Raw genomic sequence first — 25862 nt, 5'->3', positions numbered from 1 at the left:
CTACACCACGGCTTTCGAGCCAAGAGATGGCTGCGAGATCAGGTTTGCGAGCAGCGTGAGGCCGTCTTCCAGGTCTCCACGATCGGGCGCTACGCCCAGCGAGATCCTGACGGCCTCGATTGGATAGGACACGGTGGCGAACGCAGCGCTCGGCACGATAGAAACACCTGCGCGATCGGCATGTTCTGCGAAATCGGGAGCCCGCCAATGATTGGGCAGCGGGAGCCAGAGATGATGGCCGAAGGGGTCCGCGAAAAACTTCAATCCGCTGAGGATCGATGACGCCAGTTTCTGGCGCTCCGCGTTCTCGGCCGCGATTGACTTCGCGACCTCATCGAGAGAGCCCTCGGAGATCCAACGGCTCGCAAGGGCCGACATGAGAGGCGGCGCCATCAGGATCGTCGCGCGAAGGACGCCGGCCAGCCGCAGCGCTTTGCTCGGCGACGGCGCGATCAGATAGGCGACCCGCAGGGCCGGCGTCGCGCATTTCGACAGCGTGGCGATATGCCAGGTGATGTCCGGCGCGAGCTCAGCGAACGCGGTCGTCCGATCGGGACGAAGCGGCGCATATGGATCGTCTTCGATGATCGTTACGTCGTGTTTGCGTGCGATCATCGTCAAAGCGCGCCGGCGATCCTCGGGCAGTGTCGCCGTGGTCGGATTGTCGATGGTCGGAATGACATAGAGCGCCTTGGGGCGACGCTCGCGGCAGGCCTTTTCGAACGCCTCGGGAATGATGCCGTGTTCGTCCATCTCGAGAGGCTCCACCACCAGCCCCTTCTGCATCGCCACCGCCTTGAGGCCCGGATAAGTCATCGCCCCGGCGGCCACCACGTCGCCCCGGCCAAGAAGCAGTTCGCACACACTGAACAGAGCGCATTGCGCGCCCCCGGTCACGACCAGGCGATCAGGCGTCACCCCATCGATACGCGCCCCAAGCCAACTCGCCGCCGCGGATCGGTCGGGCTCGGAACCGGTGCTTTCCTGGTAGTGGAGATGGAGCAAGCCTTTCGGACTGCCGAGCACCCCTGCCACACCCGTCGGAAAGATCTTGCGAAAGTCGACCGCGGAGGGCTGCGAGGGGATGTTCATGCTGAGGTCGATGAGGGCGTGCGGCTGGCTGCCGGCGTCCCCGTCGACGGTCTCGCTGATGAAGGTTCCGCGACCGGCCTGGGCGGCGACGAGTCCGCGCCGGCGAGCCTCGTTGAACGCGCGCGTGACCGTCGTGAGATCGACGCCGAGCGTTTCGGCGATGGCCCTCTGGGCGGGGAGGCGGTCACCGCGAGCGACCCGGCCAGACCGGATGTCCGCCTCCAATGCCTCGACGATACCCAGATATTTCATCCGGGCCGTTTCAACGAGCCTCGGCTTCCACATATGGTCCCCTCATATTGTATGGCCTCTCAACATACAATTTAGCTATCATGTATGGCTTTTGGTGGAAAGCGAAGATTGAAGCTGGAACAACGGACTGAGGTCTTAGGGGCCCGGTTCCAGCCGTCCGCCGCTTGTGGAATGGAGCGGAAGAAGGCGCACGCGCCGGAGGAGATCGTCGCGAAGCTGCGCCAGGCGGAGTTGCTGAGCGGCCAGGGCAAGACGGTGACCGAAGCCGTGCGGACGATCGGGGTGACCGAGCCGACCTACTACCGCTGGCGGACGGAGTTCGTTGGTCTGAAGCTGAACCAGGTGAAGCGGCTCGGTGCTTCGTAAGCCGCGGCCTTCGGAAGCCTGTGTCCCGGAGCGGCCTGCGCGGGAGGATTCGCCCTGCTCGGTGAGGTGCCGGAAGGGACGACCGTCGCTGCGGTGATCGCCTCATGTCTTGGCGTCGCGTTCGTGACACGGGCTGCCGGCTGCACCTGCCTGAGCGGCGCTTCAGCCGTGTGTTCGTCGCATCACCTCATCAACCGATAGCGCGGTCGCAACCGCTTTCGGCGACAAACTATCGTGTTCCCTATACGTTCTCGACATGCTAGCCTTTAGGAAATGCAGACGCAGGCGCCCCGCAAGATCATCCACATCGACATGGATGCCTTCTACGCGTCGGTGGAACAGCGCGACGACCCGGCGCTGCGCGGCCGCCCGGTGGCGGTCGGCCATGGCGCCGCCCGTGGTGTGGTGGCCGCGGCCAGCTATGAGGCGCGGGCCTTCGGCGTCCGGTCGGCGATGCCCTCGGTTACCGCCCAGCGCAAATGTGCGGAACTCGTCTTCGTCCCACCGCGCTTCGAGGTGTATCGGGCCGTGTCGCGGCAGATCCACGCGATCTTCGCGGACTACACCCCGCTCATACAGCCGCTCTCGCTGGACGAGGCCTATCTCGACGTGACGGGGAACCGGCGCGGCCTGCCCACCGCCTGGGCGACTGCGAAGGAGATCCGCGCCCGCATCTACGAGGAGACAAGGCTGACCGCCTCCGCCGGCATTTCCTACAACAAGTTCCTGGCGAAGCTTGCCTCGGATCAGCGCAAGCCAGACGGGCAGTTCGCCGTAACGCCGGAGATGGGACCAGCCTGGGTGGAGACGCTGCCGGTCGGGCGCTTCCACGGCGTCGGCCCAGTCACGGCGAAACGCATGCAGGCGCTCGGCATTGAGACCGGCGCCGATCTCCGGGCGCAGTCGATGGCTTTCCTGCAGCAGCATTTCGGCAACGCCGCTGCCTGGTACCACGCCATCGCCCGCGGCGAGGACGACCGCCCCGTCGATCCCGACCGAACGCGCAAATCCTCCGGATCGGAAACCACCTTCGATCGTGATCTGATAGATCCCGCCGGGATTGAGGCCGGCGTGCTGCAGATGGCCGACGACGTCTGGGCGTGGTGCGAGAAGGCCCAGGCCTTCGGGCGGACCGTAACGGTGAAGGTCAAGTTCGCGGATTTCCGGCAGATCACGCGCAGCCGGAGCCATCCGTCTGCACTTGGCGCGCGGGGACAGTTGCGGCAGGCGAGCCTTGACCTCGTTCGCTCGATCTATCCACCGCGCATGGGCGTTCGGCTGGTTGGCGTGACGGTCTCGAACTTCGACACCGGTGAGCCTGGCGACCTCCCGCTCTTCGCAGAGGCGATGTGACAGCGCACCGGGCGGGCAGCGCCGACTTGCCGCTTCATGGCGGCCACGTGCCGGCCTGGCTCGGCCAGCGCATGACGCGGATGGGTGCCGTGATCGTTGAGGCCATCATCCTGGAATATGGGCGCGATGAGCTGCTGCGGCGCCTGGCCCATCCCTTCTGGTTCCAGTCCTTCGGTGCGGTGATGGGCATGGACTGGCACTCGTCGGGCATCACGACGAGTGTGATCGGCGCCCTGAAGCGGGGGCTTGCGCCGCTGTCGAAGGAACTCGGCCTGACCGTCTGCGGCGGCCGCGGGCGGCACAGCCGGCAGACGCCCAGCGAACTGATTGCGGTTGGCGAGCGCGTGGGGCTGGACGGGGAAGGGCTGGCCCGGGCGAGCCGCCTCGTCGCGAAGGTGGACAGCGCGGCGGTGCAGGATGGCTTCGATCTCTACCTGCACGCCTTCATCGTGGCCGATGACGGGCGCTGGGTGGTGGTGCAGCAGGGCATGAGCGATGCGCGCCGGCAGGCCCGGCGTTACCATTGGCTCTCCGAGGGCATGGCAAGCTTCGTCGATGCGCCGCACGCGGCGATCGAGGGCGAAGGGCAGGGCCGGATTGTGAACCTGACCGACCTGCGTGCAGCGGCCTCTCGCGGCGTTCAACTCGACCTGCTCGGCGGGATCGGCCCGGACGGCATCCTGCGCGAATTGCGGCGGATGGAGGGGTGGTCGGCGCCGGCCGGCCCGCAGCCATTGCTGCCGCATCTCGTCATGCCGGCCCATCACGACGTCCGCCCGGAGGATGTGGTCGAGCGCCGGCTCCACGGCGCCCTTGCAGCGGCGGCGGCGAGTGGGCCGACGGACTTCGCGGATCTGCTGCTGGTGCCGGGTGTCGGTGCGAGAACCGTCCGGGCGCTGGCGATGGTCGCCGAAGTGGTGCATGGCGCGCCCTGCCGCTTTACCGACCCGGCGCGCTTCTCACTCGCGCATGGCGGCAAGGATCGCCATCCCTTCCCGGTGCCGACACGCGTCTATGACCGGACCATCGCGGTCATGAGGTCGGCGGTTCGTAAGGCGAAGCTTGGAAGCGCCGAGGAAATGGCCGCGATTCAGCGGCTGGACGACCAGGCGCGGCGCCTCGAGCGGACGGCGACCGGCCCGTCCGTCGCTGCTCTCATCGCGGAGGAACGCGCTCGGTCGCACGATTTCGGCGGGCGCAGCGTCTTCGGTTGGGAGCCTGCTCCGGATGAGGTCGGGACAGGCGGATGATGGATCTCTTCGGCACGGCTGTGCTGCCCGGGCTGTCCACCGAGGATGACTTGGTCACGCCGGAGGAGGAGCGCGCCCTGATCGCGGCGATCGACGCCATGGATCTTTCCCCCTTCCGATTCCAAGGATGGGAGGGGAAGCGGCTGACGGCGTCGTTCGGCTGGACCTACGACTTCGATGCCGGCCGTCTGAGCCAGGGAGAACCGCTGCCGGCTTGGCTGCGGCCCTTCCGCGACCGCGCCGCGCGCTTCGCAGGGTTGCCGGTCGGGGCGCTGGTCCAGGCACTGCTGATCCGCTATGGCCCCGGCGCGGGTATCGGTTGGCACAAGGATCGCCCCGTCTTCAACCAGGTGGTCGGTCTTTCGCTTGGCGCAGCGGCGGTCATGCGCTTCCGGCGGCGGCGCGGCGCGGGGTTCGAGCGCGCCAACTTGCCGCTTGAACCACGCGGGGCGTATCACCTCAGCGGCGAGGCCCGGCACGACTGGGAACACAGCATCGCCGAGATGAACCGGCCGCGCTGGTCGGTCACCTTTCGGAGTCTCGCGGATCAGACATCGTGAGTACCCGGCCCGGCTACCCGGGGTTCGAGCGGTCCGAGTGGTACGGCTTCGTCGGGCCCGCGGGCTTGCCGCCCGGAGTCACGGCACGGATGAACGCCACCATCCTGGACGCCCTCCGGCAACCCGGGGCGGTCGCGAAATATCGGGAACTCGACATGGCGACGATGCCGATGACGCCGGCCGAGTTCCGGACCTTCCTGGCCGAGGAGACGGAGCGCACGACGGCGCTGGTGCGCGCGGCCAACATCACACCGCAATAGTGGCGGCGGCGTCTGGGGGTCTTGTCCATCACCCCAGGACCGCATCGACGCAGCCGGGCCCTCCCAATGTCTTCTCGGAACTGCCGGGCATCTCCGGTATCTCCGTTGTATCGTTCAAGAGCGACGGATAGGCCGCGCCCGGACCGCTGGGGCCAGTGGTTCAGGAGAGGGCCAGCAACCGCGCCCTGATGACCACCTCGGCATGTCCATCCACGTGATTCTCGGGGAGGTGCTCCGAGGTGCGCCTGGCGCGAACCCAGGCTTCGGACTTTGGGCCGAGGCGCCCTGGCGGGAGGGACCGTGGCCCAGTCTCACCAATCCACCACCGTGCCGTCCTCAAGCACGGCATTCTGCGTGTGCAGCACCTCCTGCTCAAAGGGGTGCTTCGCCGCCTGGTCCTCGTCCACCTCCACCCCGAAGCCCGGCAGTTCCGGCACCGGCCAAAAACCGCCGTTCCGCTGGACCGGTTGGCGGACCACATCGTGGTACCAGGGGACCGATCCTGGCATCGCCTCTTGGATCACGAAGTTCGGGGTGGCCACGGCGTAGTGCAGCGCGGCGATGCCGGCCAACGGGCCGTTCGGATTGTGCGGCGCGATGCCGACCTGGGCGACTTCCGCAAAGGCAGCGATCTTCTGCGCCTCCAGCAGCCCGCCGCAGTGGTTCAGGTCCGGCTGCAGGATGTGCACGCTTCGGCGCTGGAGAAGGTCCGCGAACTCGCGCACGCCCACCAGCCGCTCGCCAGTCGCGATCGGACTGCGGGACTGCGCGACGATCTGCGCCAACCCTTCCGTGTCGCCAGGCTGGATCGGCTCCTCGCAGAACATCGGAGCGAGCGGTTCCAACGCGCGGATGAACTGGAGGGACGCGGACACGGTGGCGGGACGCCCGTGGAAGTCCACCATCACTTCCGTATTCTCGCCCACCGCCGCGCGGAGCGCGCGGCCCAGCCGTTCCACGTGGCGCAAAGCGGCCGGCGAGGCGGTCGCTCCGACATAGGGGATGAACACCACCTTCAACGCGTCGTAGCCAGCCGCCAACACGGCCTGGGCGCGCTCGGCCAGCCGGCCCTCGTCGAAGGTCTCATAGACCGCGCTCATGTCGCCGAGACCGAGATGCGTGTAGAGGCGCACCTTGTCGCGCACCTTACCACCGAGCAGCCGCCAGACGGGGACGCCAAGCGCCTTGCCAGCGATATCCCAAAGCGCATGCTCGATCCCGCTGATCGCCGTCATGCCGATGATGCCCAGGCGATAGTAGCTGTGCTTCTGCATGATGCGGCAGGCCTGGGCGATGTCGCGTGGGTCGCGCCCGATCAGCAGCGGCGCCAGGTCCTCCACTGCGCCGGTCACGGCGCGGGTTTTCCAGTTCAGCGTCGCCTCGCCCCATCCGTAAAGGCCGTCCTGATCGGTCTCTACCTTCACGAAGACCCAGTTCCGCATCTGCGCGTTCACGACGATGGTCCGGATGCCGGTGATCCTCATGCGCCTCTCTCCCTTGGCGATAGAGTCATATGATGACCATTTGACTTGCCGTCGCCAAGCTGGCTAGGTTCCGCGGCAGCCCGACCCCCAACAAGCCGGGAGCAGAGGAACACGGACATGTCGCAACGGAACCCGACCCGACGCGCCGTTCTGGCGCTCGCCGCGCCGATGGCCGTCCTGCCAGCCACCATCCGGGCGCAGCCTACGGCGTCTCCGACGGCCGGACGGCCGGTGAAAATGATCGTCGGCTTCCCACCGGGCGGCTCCACCGACATCTTCGCCCGGGCCCTGTCGGACGAGCTTTCGAAGATGTGGTCCGTCCCGGTCGTGGTGGAGAATCGCGGCGGCGCCAACGGCATCATCGCGACCGAGGCGTTGGTGAAGAGCGAACCGAACGGCGAGACGCTGATGTTCACCATCTCCTCCCACGTCACCAACCGCGCGCTCTACCCGAACCTGCCCTACAACCCGCTGAGCGACGTGACGCCGATCGGCCTCGTCGCCCGCTCTCCCTTCATCGTGGTGGGCAATCCGCGCTTCCCCGCGCGGAGCTTGCAGGACCTGATCCGACTCGCGTCGGACAAGCCCGGCGACATCGACTATGCTTCGCCCGGCCCGGGCTCGGCTCAGCAGCTCGCCATGGAATTGCTGACGAAGACGGCTGGCATCCGCCTCAATCACGTCGCCTATCGCGGCGGCGCACCGGCCATGACGGATCTGCTGTCGGGCGTGGTCCCGCTCGCCCTCCTCACCACGACGCAGGTTCTGAACCAGGTGCGGGAGGGTCTGCTGACCCCGATCGGCGTCACCACTGCTGCGCGCTCCACCATGCTGCCGAACGTGCCGACCATGGCCGAGCAAGGCCTGCGCGACTACGAGGCCGATGTGTGGTTCGGCGTGATCGGCCCGGCCAGGATGCCGCAGCCGATGGTGCAGCGCATGGCGGCGGACGTCTCGCGCGCCCTGTCGAATCCGGCGGTGCAGGAACGCTTCACCTCGCAGGACGCGGTGGTCCTCAACCGGCCGCCGGAGGAATTCGCCCGGCTCATGCTGGACGAGGACCGGAAGTGGTCGGAGCTGATCCGCGCCGCCAACATCCGCCCCGAATAAGGAAACTCCATGCCGAAGATCGCCTCGGTCGAGGTCTGTGTCGCCCGCGTCCCGCTGGACCGGCCCATCAACTTCTCCACCCGGCAAGTCACAGCCCGCGAGTACTGCCTTGTCCGTGTGCGGGCGGAGGATGGCACAGCCGGGCTCGGCTATTGCTACGCTGTGAACAAGGCGGGGCGTCTACTTTTCGATGCCGTGGTGGACGCGCTCTCGCACAAGGTGGTCGGCCAGGATTGCCACCGCGTCGAGGGCATCTGGCACGACATGTACCAGGAGACACTGCTGCTCGGCCGCGTCGGCGGCGTCATGCGCGCGCTCAGCGCCATCGATATCGCGATCTGGGATCTCAATGCCCGTCTCGCGGGGCTACCGCTCTACCGCTATCTCGGCGCCGCGGCGCTGGACCGCGTGCCCTCTTACGGCAGCGGCGGCTACTACTGGCCAGGCAAGGGCGACAAGGAGCTGGCGGAGGAGTTGCAGGCCTTCGTCGCGGCGGGCCACCGTGCGGTGAAGATCAAGGTCGGCGCCCGGGGCCGGACCCCGGCGCAGGAGGCCGCCCGCCTGCAGGTGGCGCGCAACGCCGTCGGCCCTGACGTGGAGCTGATGCTCGACGCGAACAACGCCTGGTCAGACCTGCCCACCGCGCTCCAGTACATCCGCCGCTTCGAGCCGATGAATCCCTACTGGATCGAGGAGCCGTTCCTCCCGGATGACATCGAGAACCACGCCGCCCTTGCCCGCGCCACGCCGGTCCCCGTGGCGACCGGCGAGATCGAGGCCGGTCGCTGGCGCTTCCGCGAATTGCTGGAGAAGCGCGCCGCGGCGATCCTCCAGACCGATGCGACGGTCTGCGGCGGCATCACGGAATGGCGGCGCATCACGGCCATGGCGTCCTGCTTCGGTGTCGCGACCTCGCCCCATGCCTGGCACGACGTGCATGTCCATCTCGCCGCCAGCGCGCCAAGTGTCTCCTATGTCGAGTTCATGCCCGACGATCACGTGGTGAACTTCCGCCGGTTGATCGACACGCAGCTCGTGCTGGACAAGGGTGATCTGCTGCTGCCGAAGGGACCGGGGCTCGGCTTCGACTTCGACCCGGAAGCCATCCGCCGTTACGGCGCGCAGGACATCGGCGGTGAGGAGATCTGGCGCGTCCTGACCTAGCGCCAACCGTCGACGGGTGCACGCAGCCTAGGGCGATCCCCTCCGCACGGGACGCCGAAGCCGCGCCATGCCAGCCTGCAGATGATCCCGCATTGCGGCCCGCGCGCCCTCGGCGTCGCGGGCCGCGATCGCGTCGAGGATACGGCCGTGCTCCGCCAGCACCGCTCGCATCCGTCCGGCCTCGCGGCTGCGGCCGTGCGACACGCCGATGCTGTCGGTGAGATACTGCTGCAGGAAGGTCTGGAACTCCGCGAAGAGCGGGTTGCCGGCCGCTTCCGCGACTGCGCGATGGAAGCGCAGATCTTCCGCCATCGCGGGCTCGTCTGCTTCGATCCGCACCGTGAAGGCCTTGAAGGCGTCCCGGATGTGCCGCAGCTGGGTCCGGCTGGCGCGGGTGGCGGCCAGCGCGGCGGCTTCCGCTTCCAGTCCCAGGCGCAATTCCAGCACGCGCAGGACGGAGGCGTCGCCCCCCGGCTCAGCCGCAATCCGGAAGGGCCGCAATGCGCCGGAGACATAGGCGCCGGACCCTTGGCGGACCTCGACAAGTCCCTCGGATCGCAGCCGCGCCAGCGCCTCCCGCACCACCGTCGGGCTGACGCCGTAGGTGCTGGACAGCGTGGCGATGGTTGGAAGCTGTGCGCCAGGCAGAAGGCCACTCCCAACGATGTGGTCTTGAAGCGCCTGGGCTACCCGGTCGGTGAGCTTCGGCACCGCGGACAGGCCGGGCGGGAAAGTCGCGCCTGTAGCCGCCCGGCGCCTGGGCTGCGTTTCACCCGCATCGGGAACTGGCACAGGGATGCGCGTCACAGCCGCAGACTACAGGCCTTCATGAGGTCGGGTCGAGACGGCACAGGACCTCATGCATGCATCTGATCACGTGTGTGCTCCTGGAAGCGCCAGATCAACGGGATCGTTAGGACAGGTTGCCTCCAAGGGGAGTTCGAGGGCTCTCGTTACCATCTCCGCCACGCCCATCCCGGCGAACTGCTTCTTCCGCCTGTAGAAGGTCGGCTCGGAGACGCCGGGCTTGCGGCAAATCTCTTCCACCGCCGTTCTACTCTCCGCCTGCCGCAGCGCAGAAGCCCAATGCCGCGACGGCGCGTCTGGCGGCGCCGCGGCGGGTCGGGATCCGCGACGAATCGGATGGGGCGGCCTAGGCCAGCAGCCTCGACAGGCCTTGCAACGACGGCGCGGCATCGATCGCCCAGAGCGCGTCGACGAGGGCTTCACTCCGCTCGGCGATGCCGCCCAGGGCGGCGTTCTCCCTGAACTTCGCGGCGAGTTCCGTATCCGTCATCGGCATCTCGAGGCTGCCGCGCGGCGTGGTGACCGTGCGGATGACCTCCGATCCATCAACAAGCCGCACCTGCACCCGTGCCGCACCGCGCGGCAATACGGCGTCCAGCTGCGCGGTCACCCTTCCACGAAACGCCGCCAGGGCAGGGTCGGTCACGGCCGCCATCTCGAAGTCCCGCACGCCGGCGCGGCCCCGGATCAAGCCGACAGCCGCGGCATGGTGGATGCTCACACGCGCGTCGCGCTCATTGCGCACCTCGCGGTCGCCGCGGGCCAGCAGCAGGGCGTCTCCCGCAACCGTCACGCGATCGATCGTGTCGGCCGCGCCACCGAGCTGCTCCCGCAGGCCGAGACATGCCTCGATCACCGCATGGAAGACGATTCCAGCGGGATAGGGCTTGTAGGTGTTCCGCGCGGCCTCCCATCGCGTCGCGAGATCGCCCGCCACGGCGTCACCGTCGATGGCGTCGCCGGTCGCGCGGGCCCAGCCCAGCGCCCCCTCGATCGCGGCCGGCGCCGCCTCATAGCCCGCTTCGGCAAACAGCGCCGCGAGCAGCCCGTTGCGGGCCGCGTTGCCGACTGCGACGTTCTTAGCCGCCGTGGGCAGGTTCTCGACGAGGCCGCCCGACTGGCTCGCCGCGATGCCCAGCGCGTGCCAGGTCTGCGCCGGCGACAGCCCGAGCAACTTCGCGCAGGCTGCAGCGGCGCCAAACACGCCGGCGCTCGCCGTGATGTGCCAGCCGCGCGCGTAATGCCCGGGCGAGACGCCGAGCCCGACCCGGCAGGCAACCTCGATGCCGAGCAGGATGGCATGCAGCGTGGCCGCGCCGGACAGGCCGCGCTGTTCCGCCAGGGCCAGGGCCGGCGGCGCGACGGGGGCGGCCGGGTGGATCACGGTCGCCAGATGCGTGTCGTCGTAGTCGAGCAGGTTGGAGGCGATGGCGTTGACGAAGCTCGCCGCCATCGGGTCGAGGCGCACGCCCTGCGCGATCACGGTGGCCGCGGGCGCGCCGGAGAAGGGGCGCATGACCGCGAGCGCCGTCCGCACCGCGGGATCCTGCGCCACGCCGATCGCACAGCCGACATGGTTGAGCAACGTGCGCTTCGCCTCGTGCCGCACGGCGGCCGGTATGTCGTCCCAGCGCGAGTCGACGACGAACTGCGCGAGCGCACCGCCCAAGTGGGCAGGCGCCCCATCCTTCCCGGACATCATGCCGCTGACCGCTCTCCCTACTGCCGCGCCAAGCCTGCCGCTTCTACCACTGCAATCCACCGCGCGGCATCGGCGGTGATGCGCTGGCCAAGAGGGCCCGGGCCACGCTCCTCGCGCGCCGGCGCGCTGGCGGCAAGTTCACCGAGGCGTCGTTGCAACTCGGCATCCGCGAGCGCCGCGTCCACCGCGCCGGCGAGCCGCTGGACGATCGGCTCGGGCGTCCCGCGCGGGGCGGCGAAGGCATTCCAGACCACGAGGTCGAAGGCAGGCACGCCGCCTTCGGCGAAGGTCGGCACATCCGGCAGTTGCGGCGCCCGCTGCGAACCGCTCACCGCGAGGGCGACCGCCGTCCCGCCCCGGTGCGCCGGGATCATCGTCACCGTCTGATCGATGACGGCATCCACCGTTCCCGACGCAAGGTCGTTCATCGCCGGTCCCGCGCCGCGATAGGCGACGAGCGTCGCGCGCAGCCCCGTCAGGTGCAGGAGCAGCGCAGGCGCGAGATGGCTCGTGGTGCCGAGGCCCGCCGTCCCGAACGTCACACCTTCCCCGCGCTCGCGGATGCGGTCGAGCAGGCCTGCCAGGCTGCGCACGCCGCTCTGCGGGCTGGCGGCGATGACCATCGGCACATAGGCGGCCATGGCCACCGGCGCGAGATCGCGTCGCGGGTCGTAGCCCGAGGTCGGATGCAGCGCCACGAAGGCGGCCATGACGCCCATGTTCCCGAAGACGATCGCGTATCCATCCGGATCGGCGCGCGTCACGCGCTGCATGCCGATCAGGCCGCCCGCGCCGCCGACATTCTCGACGACCACGGTGCGGCCCAGCGCCGGCGTCATCGCTTGCGCGAAGAAACGCGCCAGGGCGTCGAGCGTGCCGCCCGGAGCGGCCGGCACGATGATCGTGATGCTGCGCTGCGGCCAAGCGCCGCCCTGCGCGCGCACGCCGGGCGCTGCCAGCGCCCCGCCGGTGGCGAGGACGGCGCGCCGGCCGACCTGATGCGGGGATGCGGCGGCCGGCGCACCCCGCCACCGCGCATGGGGCCTCCTGCTGCCTGGCATGACGTTGTCCTCCCGTACGGCCTCGCCGCATCATTTTGATATCGCTATCATGCCAGACTGCAGGCTCGAGGCAAGCCAAGGCGGCCCTTGGCATGGATCATTGCGCCGCTTGTCGTCACCCCGGCGGCTCTCCTAGGTTATCGATCTCAGTCGATGGGTGGGATGGATGAAGGATGACACCCTGGCGGGCCGCCGGGCGCTGGTGACGGGGTCGACGGGCGGGATTGGCCTCGCCATCGCCGACCGCCTCGCCGCGATGGGATGCGAGGTGCTGATCCATGGCCTGGCGCCGGCCGCCGAGGGCGATGCGGTCGCGCATGGGCTCGCAAGCCGCCACGGCGCCGCCGTGACCTACAGGCGCGCGGACCTCGCCGACCTGGCCGAGGTCGAGGCGCTGCTTGCGGCGACGGGCGGGGGGCCCGACATTCTGGTGAACAACGCGGTTACGCGACATCTCGTTCCCATCGAGGCCCTGACGCCGGCCGCGTGGGACGAGGATCTCGCGGTGAACCTGTCCGCGCCCTTCCACGCGATCCGGCTTGCCCTGCCGGGCATGCGCGCGCGGGGCTGGGGGCGCATCGTGAACATGTCCTCGGTCTACGGCCTATTCGGCACAGCGGGGCGCGTCGGCTACGTCACGACCAAGACCGCCCTGATCGGGCTCTCGCGCGCCGTGGCGCTGGAGACCGTCCGCGACCGCATCACCTGCAACGCGATCTGCCCGGGGTCCACCCCGACGCCGGCGATCGAGGCGCGCATCGCCGCCGGCATGGCGGCGCGCGGAGAGACCGACCGCGAGGCGGCGATCGCGGACTTCCTCGCGGAAAAGCAGCCGACGCGTCGCTTCGTCGCGCCGGGGGCGGTGGCCGGCATGGTCGCCTTCCTGTGCGGCCCGGGGGGCGACGACATCACCGGGGCGGCTCTGCCGATCGACGGAGCCTGGTCCGCGAGTTGAACGAATGAGACGACGGGGAGGAACGAAGAATGAAGCGTCGGGACATCATGATTGGCGCAACGGCCGCTCTGGCGATGCCGGTGATCGCGCAGGCCCAGGCCTGGCCCACGCGGCCGCTGCGGATGGTGATCCCGTGGCCACCGGGCGGGACCACTGACATCCTTGCGCGGATCATCCAGCCGCCGCTGTCCAGTGCCCTGGGCCAGCCCGTGGTGATCGAGAACCGCGGCGGCGCCTCCGGCGCCATCGGCACGGCGGAGCTGCTGCGATCCGCGCCCGATGGCTACAATTTCGGGATCGTGACCAGCACGCTGGTGTCGGCCCCGCTGCTGTCGCGCCAGCCTTTTCATCCCGTGAACGACGTGACGCCAATCCTGCACCTGGCGGACGTGGCGAACATCCTCGCCGTCCACCCCAGCCTGCCAGTGCAGTCAGTGCGCGAACTGATCGACTACGGGAGGGCGAACCCCGGCAAGCTATCCTTCGGCTCGCCGGGCATCGGGTCGGCGGTGCACATCTCAGGCGAGATGTTCAAGCTGATGACCGGCGTCGACATGGTGCACGTGCCCTATCGCGGCGGCGGGCCGGCGATCGCTGCGCTGGTGGCCGGTGAAATCCAGCTGATGTTCGGCAATGGCAGCTCGACACTGCCGCATGTCCGCACCGGCGCGGTGCACGCGCTCGGCGTCACCTCCGCGCAGCGCCAGCCCTACCTCCCCGAGGTGCCGACCATCGCCGAGGCGGCGCTGCCCGGCTTCGACATCGTGGAGTGGTACGCCGTGATCGGCCCGGCCGGCATGCCGGAGCCGGTGGTCGACCGCCTCAACCGAGAATTCATGGCCATCGTCGGCACGCCGGAGGGGCGCGCCCGCCTGCTAGACCTCGGCTCGCAGGTCGTCGGCGGCACGCCGGCCGAGATGGGCGCGCTACTGCGCGTCGATATGGATAAGATCGGCCGCGTGGTGCGCGAAGCGCGGATCACGATGGAATGACCTATCCCGATCTCTCCGGGCAAGCGGCCATCGTGACCGGCGCAAGCCGCGGCATCGGGCTCGCCATTGGGAGGAGGCTGGCGGCGGAAGGGATGCGCGTTCTGCTCGTCGCGCGCTCGGCCGACCGCCTGCGCGACGAAGCGGCGGCCTTGCCGGGCGCGGTGCCGCATGGCGCGGACCTGCGTGACCCGGAGGCGGCGGCAGCCTCGGTTGCGGCGGCCCTCACGCAGTTCGGGCGGTTAGATCTCCTGGTGAACTGCGCCGGCGCGACCCGGCGCGGCGACTTCCTCGCGCTCGACGAGGAGGCCTGGGCGGACGGCTACGCCCTGAAGCTGTTCGGCGCCGTGCGCATGGCGCGCGCCGCCTGGCCACATCTGCGCGAGCGAGGCGGCGCCATCGTCAACATTGCCGGCGTCGGCGGTCGGATCGCGAGCGCCGACTTCGCCATCGGCGGTTCGGTGAATGCCGCGCTGATGAACCTGACCAAGGCATTGGCCGACCGCGGCGTGGCGGATGGCGTGCGCGTCAACTGCATCAACCCCGGCAGCATTCGGACCGACCGGCTGACCGGGCGCATCGCCACGCTGGAACGGGAACGCGGCCTCGATCCCGCAGCCGCCGCCCAGGCCCTCGCGGCGGAGACCGGCGTCGCGCGGTTTGGAGAGCCTGAGGAGATCGCCGCGGTTGTCGCCTTCCTCGCGTCCCGTCAGGCGGCCTATCTACAGGGCGCGATCCTGGACGTGGATGGCGGGTGGGTCCGGGCGATATGAAGGGAGCGAGGCGGAAGGGGATCGATTCGGCGCATGGATGACGGCGAGCCGCCCGGACGGGCGGCGGCAGGCGACGGGCGGATGCGTGGGAAGCGCCCCGGAGAAGGGGCGATGCGGATGCGCGACGTCGCCGAGCGCGCCGGCGTCTCCACCATGACCGTCTCCCGCGCGCTGAACAGCCCGGACCGGGTCTCGCCCGAGGTGCGGCGCCGCGTGGAGGAGGCGGTCAGCGCCATCGGCTACGTGCCGAACCGATTGGCGGGGAACCTGTCCTCCAATCGCTCGAACGTTGCTGGCCTCGTCGTGCCGAGCATTCGCAACACCCTTTTCTCCGACACCATCCAGGGCATCTCGGACGTGCTGCGGCGGCACGGTCATCACCTCATGGTGGCCGACAGCGGCTACAGCCCCGCCGAGGAGGAGGCGCTCGTCACTGCCTTCGTGGCGCAGCGGGTGGCTGGGCTCGTGCTGCACAACACGACGCACACGCCGGCGCTGCGCGCGCTGATCCGGCGGTCCGGCGTGCCGGTCGTCGAGAATGGGACCCTGACCGACGACCCGCTCGACATGGTGGTCAGCTATTCCAACGTGGATGCGGCGCGGGCGATGACGCTGCACCTCCTGCGGCTGGGCTACCGGCGCATCGGGCTCGTCACGCTGCCGCTCGCGCACAACGAGCGTTCGCAGGAACGCCGCAGGGGCTACAGCGCGGCGCTCGCGGAGGCCGGCCTGCCGGCGGATCCGCGCATCATGCTCGAGATGCCGCCCGGCCTGCCGTCCGGCTGCGAGGCGATCGTCCGCCTGGTCGAGATGACGCCGAGCGTCGATGCCGTCTTCTTCGCGGGAGACGTGCTGGCCGTCGGTGCGCTGCTGGAATGCCAGCGGCGCGTCTGGGCAGTCCCCGGGCGCGTCGCCATCGCGAGCTTCGACGATATCGACCTGCTGCGCCAGCTCAACCCCGCGATCACCACCGTGCGACTGCCGCGCCTCGAGGTCGGGCGGCGCAGCGCTGAGATCCTTCTGGACCGCATCCACGGACGTTCGTCGGAGCGTGTCCGCGTCGATCTTGGCTTCGAGATCATCCAGCGGGCGAGCACGTAGCGCGCCGCGCCGAATGATATCGATACCATATTTCGGATTGCGCTGGCCCGTCGGGCGTCGCTAGCATCCCGTCAAGCCAGCCGGGATCAGCGGAGCGCCCGCGATATCGGTAGAACATCGAGGGGAAACGCATGACGACGGGCTACAGGCTCGGCGGCGTCGATTCCGGCCGCATGACGCAGATTGCGCCGCGCCGGGCGACGGCGGCCCGCAGCCCCTCACCTGCCCCCGACGCATCGCTGCGGCCCCAGGCGGGGCACTAACGCGATGCCGATGGCGCAGCTCCTCGAGGACGTGCTCCAGGCCCTGAATGCGGGCCTGCTGGTCGGTGCGCTCTATGGGCTGATGTGCGTAGGCCTCGGCCTGATCTTCGGCGTCATGCGCGTGATCAACTTCGCTCAGGGCGACTTCATGATGTGCGGCATGTACGCCGCTTTCTACCTGTTTACCGCGCTCGGCGTGCAGGCGGCCTTCGGGCCCTATGGAGGGCCCTATATCGCCGCGATCCTCGCGGGACCGCCGCTCTTCCTCTTTGCTTGGGCGGTGCACCGGCTGCTGCTCTCGCGCGTCACCGGCATGCGCGTCACGGCGCTGGAAGGCGAGGGGCACTACGCACAGCTCCTGCTGACCCTTGGCATCGCGCTGATCCTGCAGAATGGCGGGCTGTTCGTGCTGGGCTCGGTGCCCGTGTCGATTCGCACGCCGCTCTCCTCCTCGGCCTTCGAGATCGGGCCATTGCTCGAGGACGGCTACCTCACCATCTTCGTCAACAAGGCGCGTGCGATCGCGGCGCTGGTCTCGGTGGCGGTGGCGATCGGCCTCCTGCTCTTCATCAACCGGACGCGTCTCGGCAAGACGCTGCGCGCCGCGGCCGACAATCCGCAGGCCGCGATCTACATGGGCATCGACGTGGAACGCGCGCACCGCGTCGCCTTCGCGCTCGGTGTCGGCATCACCGCGATCGCGGGCGGCCTTCTGGCCTCCTCCTATCCCTTCACGCCCTATGTCGGCCTCGAATACGTCATCGTGATGTATGCCGGCGTCGTGCTCGGCGGCATGGGTAGCATCGGCGGGGCGTTTTGGGGCGGCATGGTGATCGGGCTGATCCAGCAGCTCTCGACGCTCGTGCTGCCGACGCAATTGCAGAACACCGCGATCTTCGTCGTCTTCCTGCTGATCGTGCTGCTGCGCCCCCAAGGCTTCTTCGGCCGCTCTGTAGAACGGACCTGAAGCGATGTTCGTCCCCCGCCCCCTGCTGCGGACCGTGCTGCCGGTGGCCGCCTTCCTCGCGCTTTGGGCGCTCGCCTTCCTGCTCGTGACAAACTCCTACTACCGCCTGGTGTTGACCATCGTGCCGATCTGGGCGGTGTTCGGCCTCGCCTGGAACCTGCTCAGCGGCTACAGCGGGCTGATCTCCTTCGGGCACGCGTCCTTCTTCGGGCTCGGCGCCTATGCGGTCGCGCTCGCCTTTGCCGAATGGCACGTCTCGCCCTGGATCGGCATTCCGGTCGCCGGGCTGCTCGGCTGCCTGGCGGGGGTGGTGATCGGCGTACCGACCTTCCGGCTGCGCGGGCATTACTTCGCGCTGGCCATGCTCGCCTATCCGTTGGCGCTGCTGCATGTCTTCCTGTGGCTCGGCTACCAGGAGGTCTCGCTGCCGATGCGGCGGGAGGATGGGCCCGCCTTCATGCAGTTCGCCGATGCGCGCATCTATGGCTGGATCGCCGTCGCGCTGCTTGGCGGCGCGATGGCTCTGACCATCGCGGTGGAGCGCGCGCGCTTCGGCCTCTCCCTCATTGCCATCAAGCAGAACGAGGCGGCGGCGGAGGCGGCGGGGATCGACACATGGCGCACCAAGCTGGTCGCGATCGTCATGAGTGGCGGCCTCGCTTCGGCGATCGGGGGCTTCTACGCCGTGATCCTGCTCGTCGTGACGCCCGAGGCCGTGTTCGGCATGCTGGTCTCGGCCCAGGCGCTGACGGTCACGATGTTCGGCGGCATCGCGACACCCTGGGGTCCGGTCATCGGCTCGGTCGTGCTGATCCCGCTCAGCGAGGTGCTGCAGGCGGAGCTTGGCGCGACCATCCCGGGAATCCAGGGCTTCGTTTTCGGCGCCGCCATCATCGCCGTGGTATTGGTCGCGCCCGAGGGCGTGTTCTGGCGCGTCGCGGATGCGCTGGCGCGCCGCCGCGCGCCACCCGCACCGGAGGCGAGCGCCGTCGAAGCGCCGACCGACGCAGCCCCGCCGCGCACCCAACCCGCGGCCGATGCTCCCGTCATCCTCGAGGTGCGCAACCTCTCGAAATCCTTCTCCGGCCTGCGCGCGGTGCAGCAGATGAGCTTCGCGGTCCGCCAGGGCGAGATCCTCGGCATCATCGGCCCGAACGGCGCAGGGAAGACGACGGTCTTCAACCTCCTGAACGGCTTCCTGCGACCAGACGAGGGCGAGATCCTGCTCGAGGGCCGCAGCATCGTCGGCTGGCGGCCGCACAAGGTCTGCCGCGCCGGCGCCGGCCGCACCTTCCAGATCATGCGGCCCTTCCCGCGCCTGACAATCGCCGACAACGTGATGGTCGGCGCCTTCGCCCGCACCCGCACGCTGGACGAAGCGCGCGCCGTCACTGCCGATGCGCTGCGCCTGGTCGGGCTGGACCGCGATGTCAGGCAACTCGCCGGCGGGCTGACCAATCTCCAACTGCGGCTGATGGAGATCGCCCGCGCGCTCGCCGGCCAGCCGCGCATCCTGCTGCTGGACGAGACGCTGGCCGGCCTCGGCGCGCCGGAGGTCGAGGTGCTGCTCGTTGTCATCCGTCGCCTCGCCGCACGGGGCATCACCATCGTCATCATCGAGCACACCATGCATGCCATGGTGCGCCTGGTGGACCGCTTCATCGTGCTCGACCACGGCGCGCTGCTGTCGGAAGGCGCGCCGGCGGACGTGATGCGAAACCCCGCCGTGATCGAGGCCTATCTCGGCAAGAAGTGGCAGCGCGCCGATGCTTGAGATCGAGGATCTGCACGCCGGCTATGGTGGCCCGACCGTGCTGAAGGGCCTGTCGATCCGCGTCGAGGCCGGCGAGTTCGTATCCATCGTCGGCCCGAACGGTGCAGGCAAGACAACGCTGTTCAAGACCATCTCCGGCATCCTGTCCCCGACCGCCGGGCGGATCCGCTTCGACGGGCGGGACCTGCTGGCGGTACGCCCGTCCGAGCGTCCGCATCTCGGCATCGCGCATGTGCCGGAGGGGCGGCAGGTCTTCCCCTCGCTGAGCGTGATGGACAATCTTGAGATGGGCGCCAGCACCGCGGCCGGGCGGCGCGACTGGGTCCGCAACCGGCGCCGGATCCTCGACCTCTTTCCGATCCTGGGCGAGCGCAGCGGCCAGCCGGCCGGCACGCTCTCGGGCGGGCAGCAGCAGATGGTGGCGATTGCGCGCGGCCTCGCCTCCTCGCCGCGCCTGCTGATGCTCGACGAACCCTCGATGGGCCTCGCGCCGGCAATCTCGGAGCAGATTTTCGAGCGCCTGGCCGAGATCCACCGCGACGGTATCGCGATCCTGCTGGTCGAACAGCGCGTGGCGGAGGCGCTGGCCTCCGCCGATCGCGGCTACGTGCTCGAGGGCGGGCGCATCGCCCTCGAAGGCGACTACGAGGTTCTCAGCGGCGACGACCGCGTGCGGCAGGCCTATCTCGGCCTGTGACGGCGCGACATGGCAAGGGAGGCCACGACATGACGCAGACACGGCGCGATGTGATGGCGGCGACGCTCGGCCTGACGGCGGCGACCGGCCTCACGGTACGGATCGGGCAGGCGCAGGCGCCAGCCGAGGTGAAGGTGGGGCTGCTCGTGCCCCTGTCCGGACCCTGGGCGCGCTTCGGCGAGATCATGCGTCGCGGCGCCGAGCTCGCCGTGCGCCACATCAATGAGCGCGGCGGCGTCGCGGCGCTGAACGGGGCTCGCATGCGCCTCGTCGTACTCGATGCCGGCGACAGCACGGAGAAGGCGAAGAACGCTGCGCAGCGCATGGTCGCGCAGGAACCCGACATGGTCGCCGCGACCGGCGCCTATCTCAGCTCCTTCACCCTCGCCGCGACCGAGGTGACGGAGCGGGCGGAGCTGCTGATGCTCACGCTGTCCTACTCCGACCTCATCACCGGGCGCGGCTTCCGCTACGTCTTCCAGACCTCCTCGCGCGCGGGTGACCAGGCGCGGGAGGCGATCCCGACCCTGATGCAGCTCGCGCAGAGCGCATCGGGCCGGCGGCCGGAGACGGTCGGCATCCTGACCGACAACACCGCCGCCTCGATCTCCTTCGTCGAGCCGATCCGGCAGGAGGCGCAGGCCCGGTTCGGCGTGCGCGTGGTGGTGGACGAGACCTTCACCCCCCCGCTGTCGGACGCGACGCAGCTGGTGCAGCGCATACGCTCGCGCCGGCCGGACATGCTGATCTTCCCAGTCACCGTCATCTCCGACGCCAAGCTGGTGATCGAGAAGATGAACGAATTCGGGCTCGGTCGCGGGCGGCTGCCGACCATCGCGAACGGCATCGCGGTGGCGCAGACCGATATGCTGCAGAATGTGGGCGCGGAGCAGCTCGAAGGCCTGATGACCGTTGTCGCGAACTGGGACGCCAAGGGCCAGGAACAGATCATCGAGGAGTGGCGGCGCGAGACCAACGAGCCCTGGATGACGCAGAACGCGATCTCGACCTATGGCGACATGTGGATCGTGAAGTATGCGCTGGAGGCCGCACGGCGTGCCGACCGCAACGCGGTGGCCCAGGCGATCCGCACCATGGACGTGACCGACGGGCCGGCGGCGTATTTCCCCGGCCGGCGCATCAAGTTCGACGCCAACGGGCTGCGCGAGAATGCCGGGCTGATGGTCGTGCAGTGGCAAGGCGGGCGGCCGGTGACCGTCTACCCGTCGCAATCCGCCGTCGCCGAAGCCGTCTGGCCGCGACGGACCTGACAGACAGCCTGACGCGTGGCCGGTGCGACGCCCGGCCACGCGCTTTCATCACCCCTGGATGGAGCACGATATGGCCAAGATCCCAACCTCGGCGCAGCGAGATCGGGTCCGCAAGACCGCGCCGGCGCTGGTCGCTTATACCGAAGGCGTCCTCTACGGGGACCTTTGGGAACGCCCGGGCCTGTCGAAGCGCGATCGCAGCCTGATCACCGTCGCCGCGCTCGTCGCCACCTACCGGCCCGAGCAGCTCGAGACCCATATCGGCCGGGCACTCGACAACGGCGTGACGCGGGACGAGATCGCGGAACTCGTCACGCATCTCGCCTTCTATGCCGGCTGGCCGGCGGGCATGACGGGCGCGAGCGTGGCCACCAACGTGTTCGAGAAGCGCGATGTCTGATCCCGCGATGAAGGTCGGATTCATCGGCCTCGGCACCATGGGCGCCTTCATGGCGGCCAACCTGCAGAAGGCCGGCCATCAGCTTGTGATCCACGACGTCCGGCGCGAGGCGGGGGCCAATCGCCTGGCCGCCGATGCCATCTGGGCGGACAGCCCGAAGGCGGTCGCCGAGCAATGCGAGGTCATCTTCACCTCGCTACCCGGCCCGAAGGAGGTCGAGCCGGTGGCCTTCGGCCCCGATGGCATCCTGGCCGGCGTGCGGAAGGGCGCGGCCTGGTTCGACCTCACCACCAACTCGCAGGCGCTGGTGCGCCGCTTCGCGGCCGCCCTGGCCGAGAAGGGCGCGCACGGCTTCGACGCGCCGGTCAGCGGCGGCCCGAAGGGTGCTGAGACAGGCCGGCTCGCCATCTGGGTTGGCGGCGATCGAGCCATTTACGAGAAGTATAAGCCGGTGCTCGACGCCTTCGGCGACCAGGCGCGCTACATCGGCCCGATTGGCAGCGCCACCGTCGCAAAGCTCGTGCACAACATGGCCGGCTATGCGATCCAGACGGTGATGGCCGAGGTCTTCTCGATGGGCGTGAAGGCGGGCATGGATCCGCTGGAGTTGTGGAGCGCGGTGCGCCAGGGCGCGCTTGGGCGCCGGCGTACCTTCGACCGCCTGGCCGACCAGTTCATGGTCGATCACTACGATCCGCCGGCCTTCTCGCTCAAGCTTGCGCACAAGGATGTCTCCCTCGCGGTCAGCATGGGCCGCGACCTCGGCGTGCCGATGCGCCTGTGCAACCTGACGCTGGAGGAGATCAATGAGGCGCTGAACCGCGGCTGGGAGAACCTCGACAGCCGTGTGCCGATGAAGCTTCAGCTCGAACGTGCGAACGTGACCGTCAGGTGCGATCCCGCCGCAGTCCAGGCCGTACTCGACACCGATGGGGTATCATAGGACATGGCGCGCCGCCCTGTCCGTCGTCAGATAGGTCCTGAACCTGACATCTGCTCCGACGTGAGGGCCACTCGTTCGGGCACCTGCGTCTTCTACCAGCGTGTTTCCCACCGATCCGGCCAGGGCTCCTTGGGAATGCTGGTTGCCCCGATCGTCGGGATCGGTGGCGGGCGCTCATCCGCCCAGATCAGAAACTGCGACGTGCTATCGACCCGATTATCCGTCGTCGGATGATTTGAGACGGAGGAGGGTGCTTAGGATTGGAATGTCTGGCTCACCTTGGTTGAAGGCTATGCGGCCTGCTGCTGGTGCACCGGACTTTTTGGCCAAGCCGTCCGGTCGATGAGCCTTGATCGGCGACGCCAGGTGATCGAGCAGGGGCACCCACGGCTGTCGATCGTGTGCCAGTGCAAGCTGGTCTCGATCAGCCGGTCGGGGGTTCTACCACCGGCCTGGTGGGGAGACGCCGCTGAATCTGGAACTGATGCGGCTGATTGACGGACAGTTCCTGGAGACGCCGTGGTACGGCTCGCGGCCGATGGCGCGGCACCTGCGGCGCGGGAGCTATGCCGTCGGCCGCAAGCGGATCCGGCGGTTGATGGCGAAGATGGGCCTGGCGCCGATCCACGTGCGGCCGCGGACCAGCATGCCGCATCCGGAGCACCGGATCTTCCCCTACCCGCTGCGGGACCTGGCGATCGAGCGGCCGAACCAGGTCTGGTGCGCCGACATCACCTACCTGCCGATGCGGCGCTGCTTCCTCTGCCCGGTGGCGGTGATGGACTGGGCGACGCGGAAGGTGCTGTCCTGGCGGGTGTCGAACGCGCTGGACGTGGAGTGTTGCCTGGAGGCGCTGGAGGAGGCGTTGGCGCGGTTCGGGCGGCCTGAGATCTTCAACACTAACCGGGACGGCCAGTTCACCTCGCCGCGCTTCACCGGCGTGCTGCAGCGGGCCGGGCTGACCGAAGTGGATCGGCTACTACAATGCCGAACGCCCACACAGCGTGCTTGCCGGGCGCCCTCCGACGATGCGTATGGGGCAACTGGGATGACGACATTGGCGGCCTGACGACGACCAGGACCGAGCTTATCCAGACCGTCAAACTGTCCGACGGTTGGAGACCACCTCAGAGGCGGCCGGTGCCGTCCACGGTAAACGCTGGTCTTGTAGATCGGTGTGACCGCGGCGGGATGGGCCGCGCGGTCGCGCTGGACGAATTCGCTGTCGGGACTCATGCGTCTCGCTACTCTCAATACGTGATCTTGGCGGGCAGTAGGACGTACACGCTCGTTCACGAGCTCTCGGCACCGCCAAAGTCCGCGCCGGAATCCCGTCGACGTTGCGCGGCCATCCGGATGGATGCGTTCGCCGCGCCGAAGCCGGCATAGCCTCCGCTGCGCTCCACCATCTCCAGAAAGAAGCGGTCGCGATAGGAGGCGGTGTAGACGTGACGATAGACGCCACCGGAAGCGTCGCGATCGTAGAGGAGATGGCGTCGCGACAGCATCGCCAGCTCGTCCTCGGCTAAGCCAAACCGCGCCCCGAGGTCCTCGTAGTAGTTCGCAGGGATGTCGAGCAAGGGCGCAGCCCGGGCCGCCGCGGCATCAACCGCCTTCGCCGCGTCGCGGACCAGAAAGGCGATGTGATGCACGCCGGCGCCAGCCGTCGCCGAGACGAAGCGTCCCGTCCCGGTGCGACCGCTCTCCGAGACATTGAGCGGCAGCCTCAAGCAGCCCTCGCCGCCGATGAAGGCACGGGACCGTACCAGCCCGTAGGGATCAGGCAGGTCCCACGGCGAATCCGGCGTCAGGCCAAACAGCGCGCGGAAGAACAGCACATAGCTGTCCACCATGCCGGGGGGCACGGCCTGCGCCACATGATCGATGCCGAGCATGCCGCCATCCTGGCCCTCCGCCTCGAGGTGGAAGTCATTCTCCCAATTCGGGCGCGCGGCGGTTTCCTGTATCAGGTAGATCAGGGTGCCGTCGGGTGCCCGGATGCCGGGAATGCTGCTTTCACCGGCGCCGATGCGTTCGCTCCAAATGGAATAGTGCAGCGCTTCGGCCCGCGCGACCAGGCGCGCGGGGTCGTCGACCCGGAACGCCAAGGCGCAGACGGAAGGGCCGTGTTGAATGAAGTGCTCGGCTGCCGCGCTGTCAGCTTCGCTGTTGAGCACGAGGTTGGCGTCGCCGTTTCGCCACAGCTCGACCTCCTTGGAGCGATGGCGTCCGACGCGACGGAAGCCGAGCGTCGAGACGAAATGCCCGAGCGCCCCGGCTGCTTCAGCGTCGACGGCGAATTCCACGAACTCGATCCCGCTCAGCGCCGGTATCGCCGGCAACGGGGCGCGACCGACCTGCTCCTCGAGCCAGACCAGGCTGCGCAATCCGTCGCGCGCAATCCGTCGTGATGGCGCGGCACGGAACTCGTCGTTGAATATTTCTAGCGACAGTGGCCCCGCATAGCCGGCAGCAAGCAACTCAGCGAGGAAGGGCGCGACCGGCAATTCGCCCTGCCCTGGAAAGAGACGATGGTGTCGGCTCCAGGACAGGGCGTCCATCGAGAGCATCGGCGCATCCGCGAGTTGTAGGAAGAACAGCTTCTCCGGCGGCACGTCAGCGGCGATCCCGCCCAGGTCATCGCCAAGCGCCAGGGTGTGGAAACTGTCCAGGCAAAGGCCAAGCGCCGGATGATCCGCCCGGCGGACGACATCCCATGCCTGGCGCCAGCGGCTGACGTGGCGGCCCCAGGCCAGCGCCTCGTAGCATACACGCAGGCCGCGGCGGCTGGCACGGTCCGCCATCTCGTGAAAATCCGCGGCCGCCCGCTCGGGTTCCGGCAGGGCAGCGGGATGCACGCTGGAGCAGACCAGGATCAGGTCGGTCCCGAGTGCCTGCATGGTGTCGAACTTCCGCTCCGCGCGATCAAGATTGCGGGCGCGCTGCGGCTCGGGCATCGCCTCGAAGTCACGGAACGGCTGGAAGATGGTGACGGCAAGGTCCAGGTCCTCACACATCCGCCTGACGTCGCCTGGCGTACCGTCGAAGGTCAGGAGATCGTTCTCGAAGATCTCGATGCCTTCGAAGCCGGCGGATGATGCGGCCTCAAGCTTGTCGGGCAGGGTCCCGGAGAGGCAGACCGTGGCGATTGACGTTGGAAGACGAGGCGAAACTGTCACGTCGGACCTCGCGGCGTCGGCATTCCCGAGGATGGAGCCCGGGACCGCATTGACCGTTATGTACCAATTGGTTCATTCATGGAGCAAGT

At 68.7% G+C, this 25862-nt stretch carries 23 protein-coding genes and 2 pseudogenes; 18 read left to right on the top strand and 7 right to left on the bottom strand.

Annotated elements, in window-relative coordinates:
• Complete coding sequence (locus KPL78_RS16000; protein WP_219763976.1) at positions 1 to 1344, bottom strand: aminotransferase-like domain-containing protein; 1344 nt, start codon at positions 1342 to 1344, stop codon at positions 1 to 3.
• A gap of 171 nt (positions 1345 to 1515) precedes the next feature.
• Between KPL78_RS16000 and KPL78_RS15995 the strand changes: the two are divergent.
• The 5 genes and pseudogenes from KPL78_RS15995 to KPL78_RS15975 form a co-directional block, all read left to right on the top strand.
• Positions 1516 to 1698 (top strand): annotated as a pseudogene (locus KPL78_RS15995) (IS3 family transposase); the annotation flags it as partial.
• A 285-nt stretch (positions 1699 to 1983) separates the two neighbouring features.
• Positions 1984 to 3063 carry a DNA polymerase IV gene (gene dinB, locus KPL78_RS15990; RefSeq protein WP_219763974.1) on the top strand — a complete coding sequence of 360 codons (1080 nt, stop codon included), beginning with the start codon at positions 1984 to 1986 and terminating at the stop codon, positions 3061 to 3063.
• Positions 3060 to 4313 (top strand): DUF763 domain-containing protein, encoded by a 1254-nt coding sequence (locus tag KPL78_RS15985; RefSeq protein ID WP_369412767.1) that lies wholly within the window; start codon positions 3060 to 3062, stop codon positions 4311 to 4313. The genes dinB and KPL78_RS15985 overlap by 4 nt, the downstream gene beginning before the upstream one ends.
• Complete coding sequence (locus KPL78_RS15980; RefSeq protein ID WP_219763973.1) at positions 4310 to 4873, top strand: alpha-ketoglutarate-dependent dioxygenase AlkB; 564 nt, start codon at positions 4310 to 4312, stop codon at positions 4871 to 4873. The genes KPL78_RS15985 and KPL78_RS15980 overlap by 4 nt, the downstream gene beginning before the upstream one ends.
• Complete coding sequence (locus tag KPL78_RS15975) at positions 4870 to 5133, top strand: tripartite tricarboxylate transporter substrate-binding protein (protein WP_219763972.1); 264 nt, start codon at positions 4870 to 4872, stop codon at positions 5131 to 5133. Before KPL78_RS15980 ends, KPL78_RS15975 begins: the two co-directional genes overlap by 4 nt.
• Positions 5134 to 5444: 311 nt before the next feature.
• Here KPL78_RS15975 and dgoD read toward each other — a convergent pair whose 3' ends face one another.
• Positions 5445 to 6617, bottom strand: a complete 1173-nt coding sequence (gene dgoD / locus KPL78_RS15970) for a galactonate dehydratase (RefSeq protein ID WP_219763971.1) — start codon at positions 6615 to 6617, stop codon at positions 5445 to 5447.
• Between the two features lie 117 nt (positions 6618 to 6734).
• On the opposite strand from dgoD, the gene KPL78_RS15965 reads away from it, so the two are divergent.
• Positions 6735 to 7727, top strand: a complete 993-nt coding sequence (locus tag KPL78_RS15965) for a Bug family tripartite tricarboxylate transporter substrate binding protein (RefSeq protein WP_219763970.1) — start codon at positions 6735 to 6737, stop codon at positions 7725 to 7727.
• 9 nt (positions 7728 to 7736) lie between these two features.
• Positions 7737 to 8891 carry a mandelate racemase/muconate lactonizing enzyme family protein gene (locus KPL78_RS15960; protein WP_219763969.1) on the top strand — a complete coding sequence of 385 codons (1155 nt, stop codon included), beginning with the start codon at positions 7737 to 7739 and terminating at the stop codon, positions 8889 to 8891.
• A gap of 27 nt (positions 8892 to 8918) precedes the next feature.
• Here KPL78_RS15960 and KPL78_RS15955 read toward each other — a convergent pair whose 3' ends face one another.
• The 4 genes from KPL78_RS15955 to KPL78_RS15945 all read right to left on the bottom strand — a co-directional run bounded on the left by KPL78_RS15955 (position 8919) and on the right by KPL78_RS15945 (position 12461).
• Positions 8919 to 9602: a FadR/GntR family transcriptional regulator gene (locus KPL78_RS15955; RefSeq protein WP_219763968.1), complete on the bottom strand. Its 684-nt coding sequence runs from the start codon at positions 9600 to 9602 to the stop codon at positions 8919 to 8921.
• A 162-nt stretch (positions 9603 to 9764) separates the two neighbouring features.
• The gene (locus KPL78_RS30825; protein WP_408904486.1) at positions 9765 to 10031 is read right to left on the bottom strand and encodes a transposase; all 267 of its coding nucleotides are present in this window, start codon (positions 10029 to 10031) and stop codon (positions 9765 to 9767) included.
• 13 nt (positions 10032 to 10044) lie between these two features.
• Complete coding sequence (locus tag KPL78_RS15950) at positions 10045 to 11400, bottom strand: MmgE/PrpD family protein (RefSeq protein ID WP_219763967.1); 1356 nt, start codon at positions 11398 to 11400, stop codon at positions 10045 to 10047.
• 17 nt (positions 11401 to 11417) lie between these two features.
• Positions 11418 to 12461, bottom strand: a complete 1044-nt coding sequence (locus KPL78_RS15945; RefSeq protein ID WP_219763966.1) for a Bug family tripartite tricarboxylate transporter substrate binding protein — start codon at positions 12459 to 12461, stop codon at positions 11418 to 11420.
• A gap of 166 nt (positions 12462 to 12627) precedes the next feature.
• Between KPL78_RS15945 and KPL78_RS15940 the strand changes: the two genes are divergently transcribed.
• The 11 genes and pseudogenes from KPL78_RS15940 to KPL78_RS15890 all read left to right on the top strand — a co-directional run.
• Positions 12628 to 13416, top strand: a complete 789-nt coding sequence (locus KPL78_RS15940) for an SDR family NAD(P)-dependent oxidoreductase (protein ID WP_219763965.1) — start codon at positions 12628 to 12630, stop codon at positions 13414 to 13416.
• Positions 13417 to 13445: 29 nt separating this feature from the next.
• Positions 13446 to 14408 (top strand): Bug family tripartite tricarboxylate transporter substrate binding protein, encoded by a 963-nt coding sequence (locus KPL78_RS15935; protein WP_219763964.1) that lies wholly within the window; start codon positions 13446 to 13448, stop codon positions 14406 to 14408.
• Entirely contained in the window at positions 14405 to 15178 is a 774-nt protein-coding gene (locus KPL78_RS15930; RefSeq protein WP_219763963.1) for an SDR family oxidoreductase, read from the top strand. The genes KPL78_RS15935 and KPL78_RS15930 overlap by 4 nt, the downstream gene beginning before the upstream one ends.
• Before the next feature lie 111 nt (positions 15179 to 15289).
• Positions 15290 to 16279 (top strand): LacI family DNA-binding transcriptional regulator, encoded by a 990-nt coding sequence (locus KPL78_RS15925; RefSeq protein ID WP_219763962.1) that lies wholly within the window; start codon positions 15290 to 15292, stop codon positions 16277 to 16279.
• A gap of 273 nt (positions 16280 to 16552) precedes the next feature.
• Positions 16553 to 17509 carry a branched-chain amino acid ABC transporter permease gene (locus tag KPL78_RS15920; RefSeq protein ID WP_255569056.1) on the top strand — a complete coding sequence of 319 codons (957 nt, stop codon included), beginning with the start codon at positions 16553 to 16555 and terminating at the stop codon, positions 17507 to 17509.
• Positions 17510 to 17513: 4 nt separating this feature from the next.
• Positions 17514 to 19283, top strand: a complete 1770-nt coding sequence (locus KPL78_RS15915; protein WP_219763960.1) for a branched-chain amino acid ABC transporter ATP-binding protein/permease — start codon at positions 17514 to 17516, stop codon at positions 19281 to 19283.
• Positions 19276 to 19980: an ABC transporter ATP-binding protein gene (locus KPL78_RS15910; protein WP_219763959.1), complete on the top strand. Its 705-nt coding sequence runs from the start codon at positions 19276 to 19278 to the stop codon at positions 19978 to 19980. The genes KPL78_RS15915 and KPL78_RS15910 overlap by 8 nt, the downstream gene beginning before the upstream one ends.
• A gap of 29 nt (positions 19981 to 20009) precedes the next feature.
• A complete protein-coding gene (locus tag KPL78_RS15905) occupies positions 20010 to 21251 on the top strand; it encodes an ABC transporter substrate-binding protein (protein WP_219763958.1) in 1242 nt (413 codons plus the stop codon).
• Positions 21252 to 21321: 70 nt separating this feature from the next.
• The gene (locus tag KPL78_RS15900; protein WP_219763957.1) at positions 21322 to 21651 is read left to right on the top strand and encodes a carboxymuconolactone decarboxylase family protein; all 330 of its coding nucleotides are present in this window, start codon (positions 21322 to 21324) and stop codon (positions 21649 to 21651) included.
• On the top strand, positions 21644 to 22594 hold the full coding sequence (locus tag KPL78_RS15895; protein ID WP_219763956.1) for an NAD(P)-dependent oxidoreductase: 951 nt from the start codon (positions 21644 to 21646) through the stop codon (positions 22592 to 22594). Before KPL78_RS15900 ends, KPL78_RS15895 begins: the two co-directional genes overlap by 8 nt.
• Positions 22595 to 22915: 321 nt before the next feature.
• Positions 22916 to 23646: pseudogene (locus KPL78_RS15890) on the top strand (IS3 family transposase); the annotation flags it as partial.
• 240 nt (positions 23647 to 23886) lie between these two features.
• Here the strand turns inward: KPL78_RS15890 and KPL78_RS15880 are convergent.
• Positions 23887 to 25773, bottom strand: a complete 1887-nt coding sequence (locus KPL78_RS15880) for a bifunctional sugar phosphate isomerase/epimerase/4-hydroxyphenylpyruvate dioxygenase family protein (RefSeq protein WP_219763954.1) — start codon at positions 25771 to 25773, stop codon at positions 23887 to 23889.
• Positions 25774 to 25862: the final 89 nt, after the last annotated feature.

It is taken from the genome of Roseomonas alba (genome assembly GCF_019430885.1).
Taxonomy (GTDB): Bacteria; Pseudomonadota; Alphaproteobacteria; order Acetobacterales; family Acetobacteraceae; genus Neoroseomonas; species Neoroseomonas alba.
The sequence above is the reverse complement of the archived record's forward strand: the minus strand, read 5'-3'. Positions and strand labels throughout refer to the sequence as shown.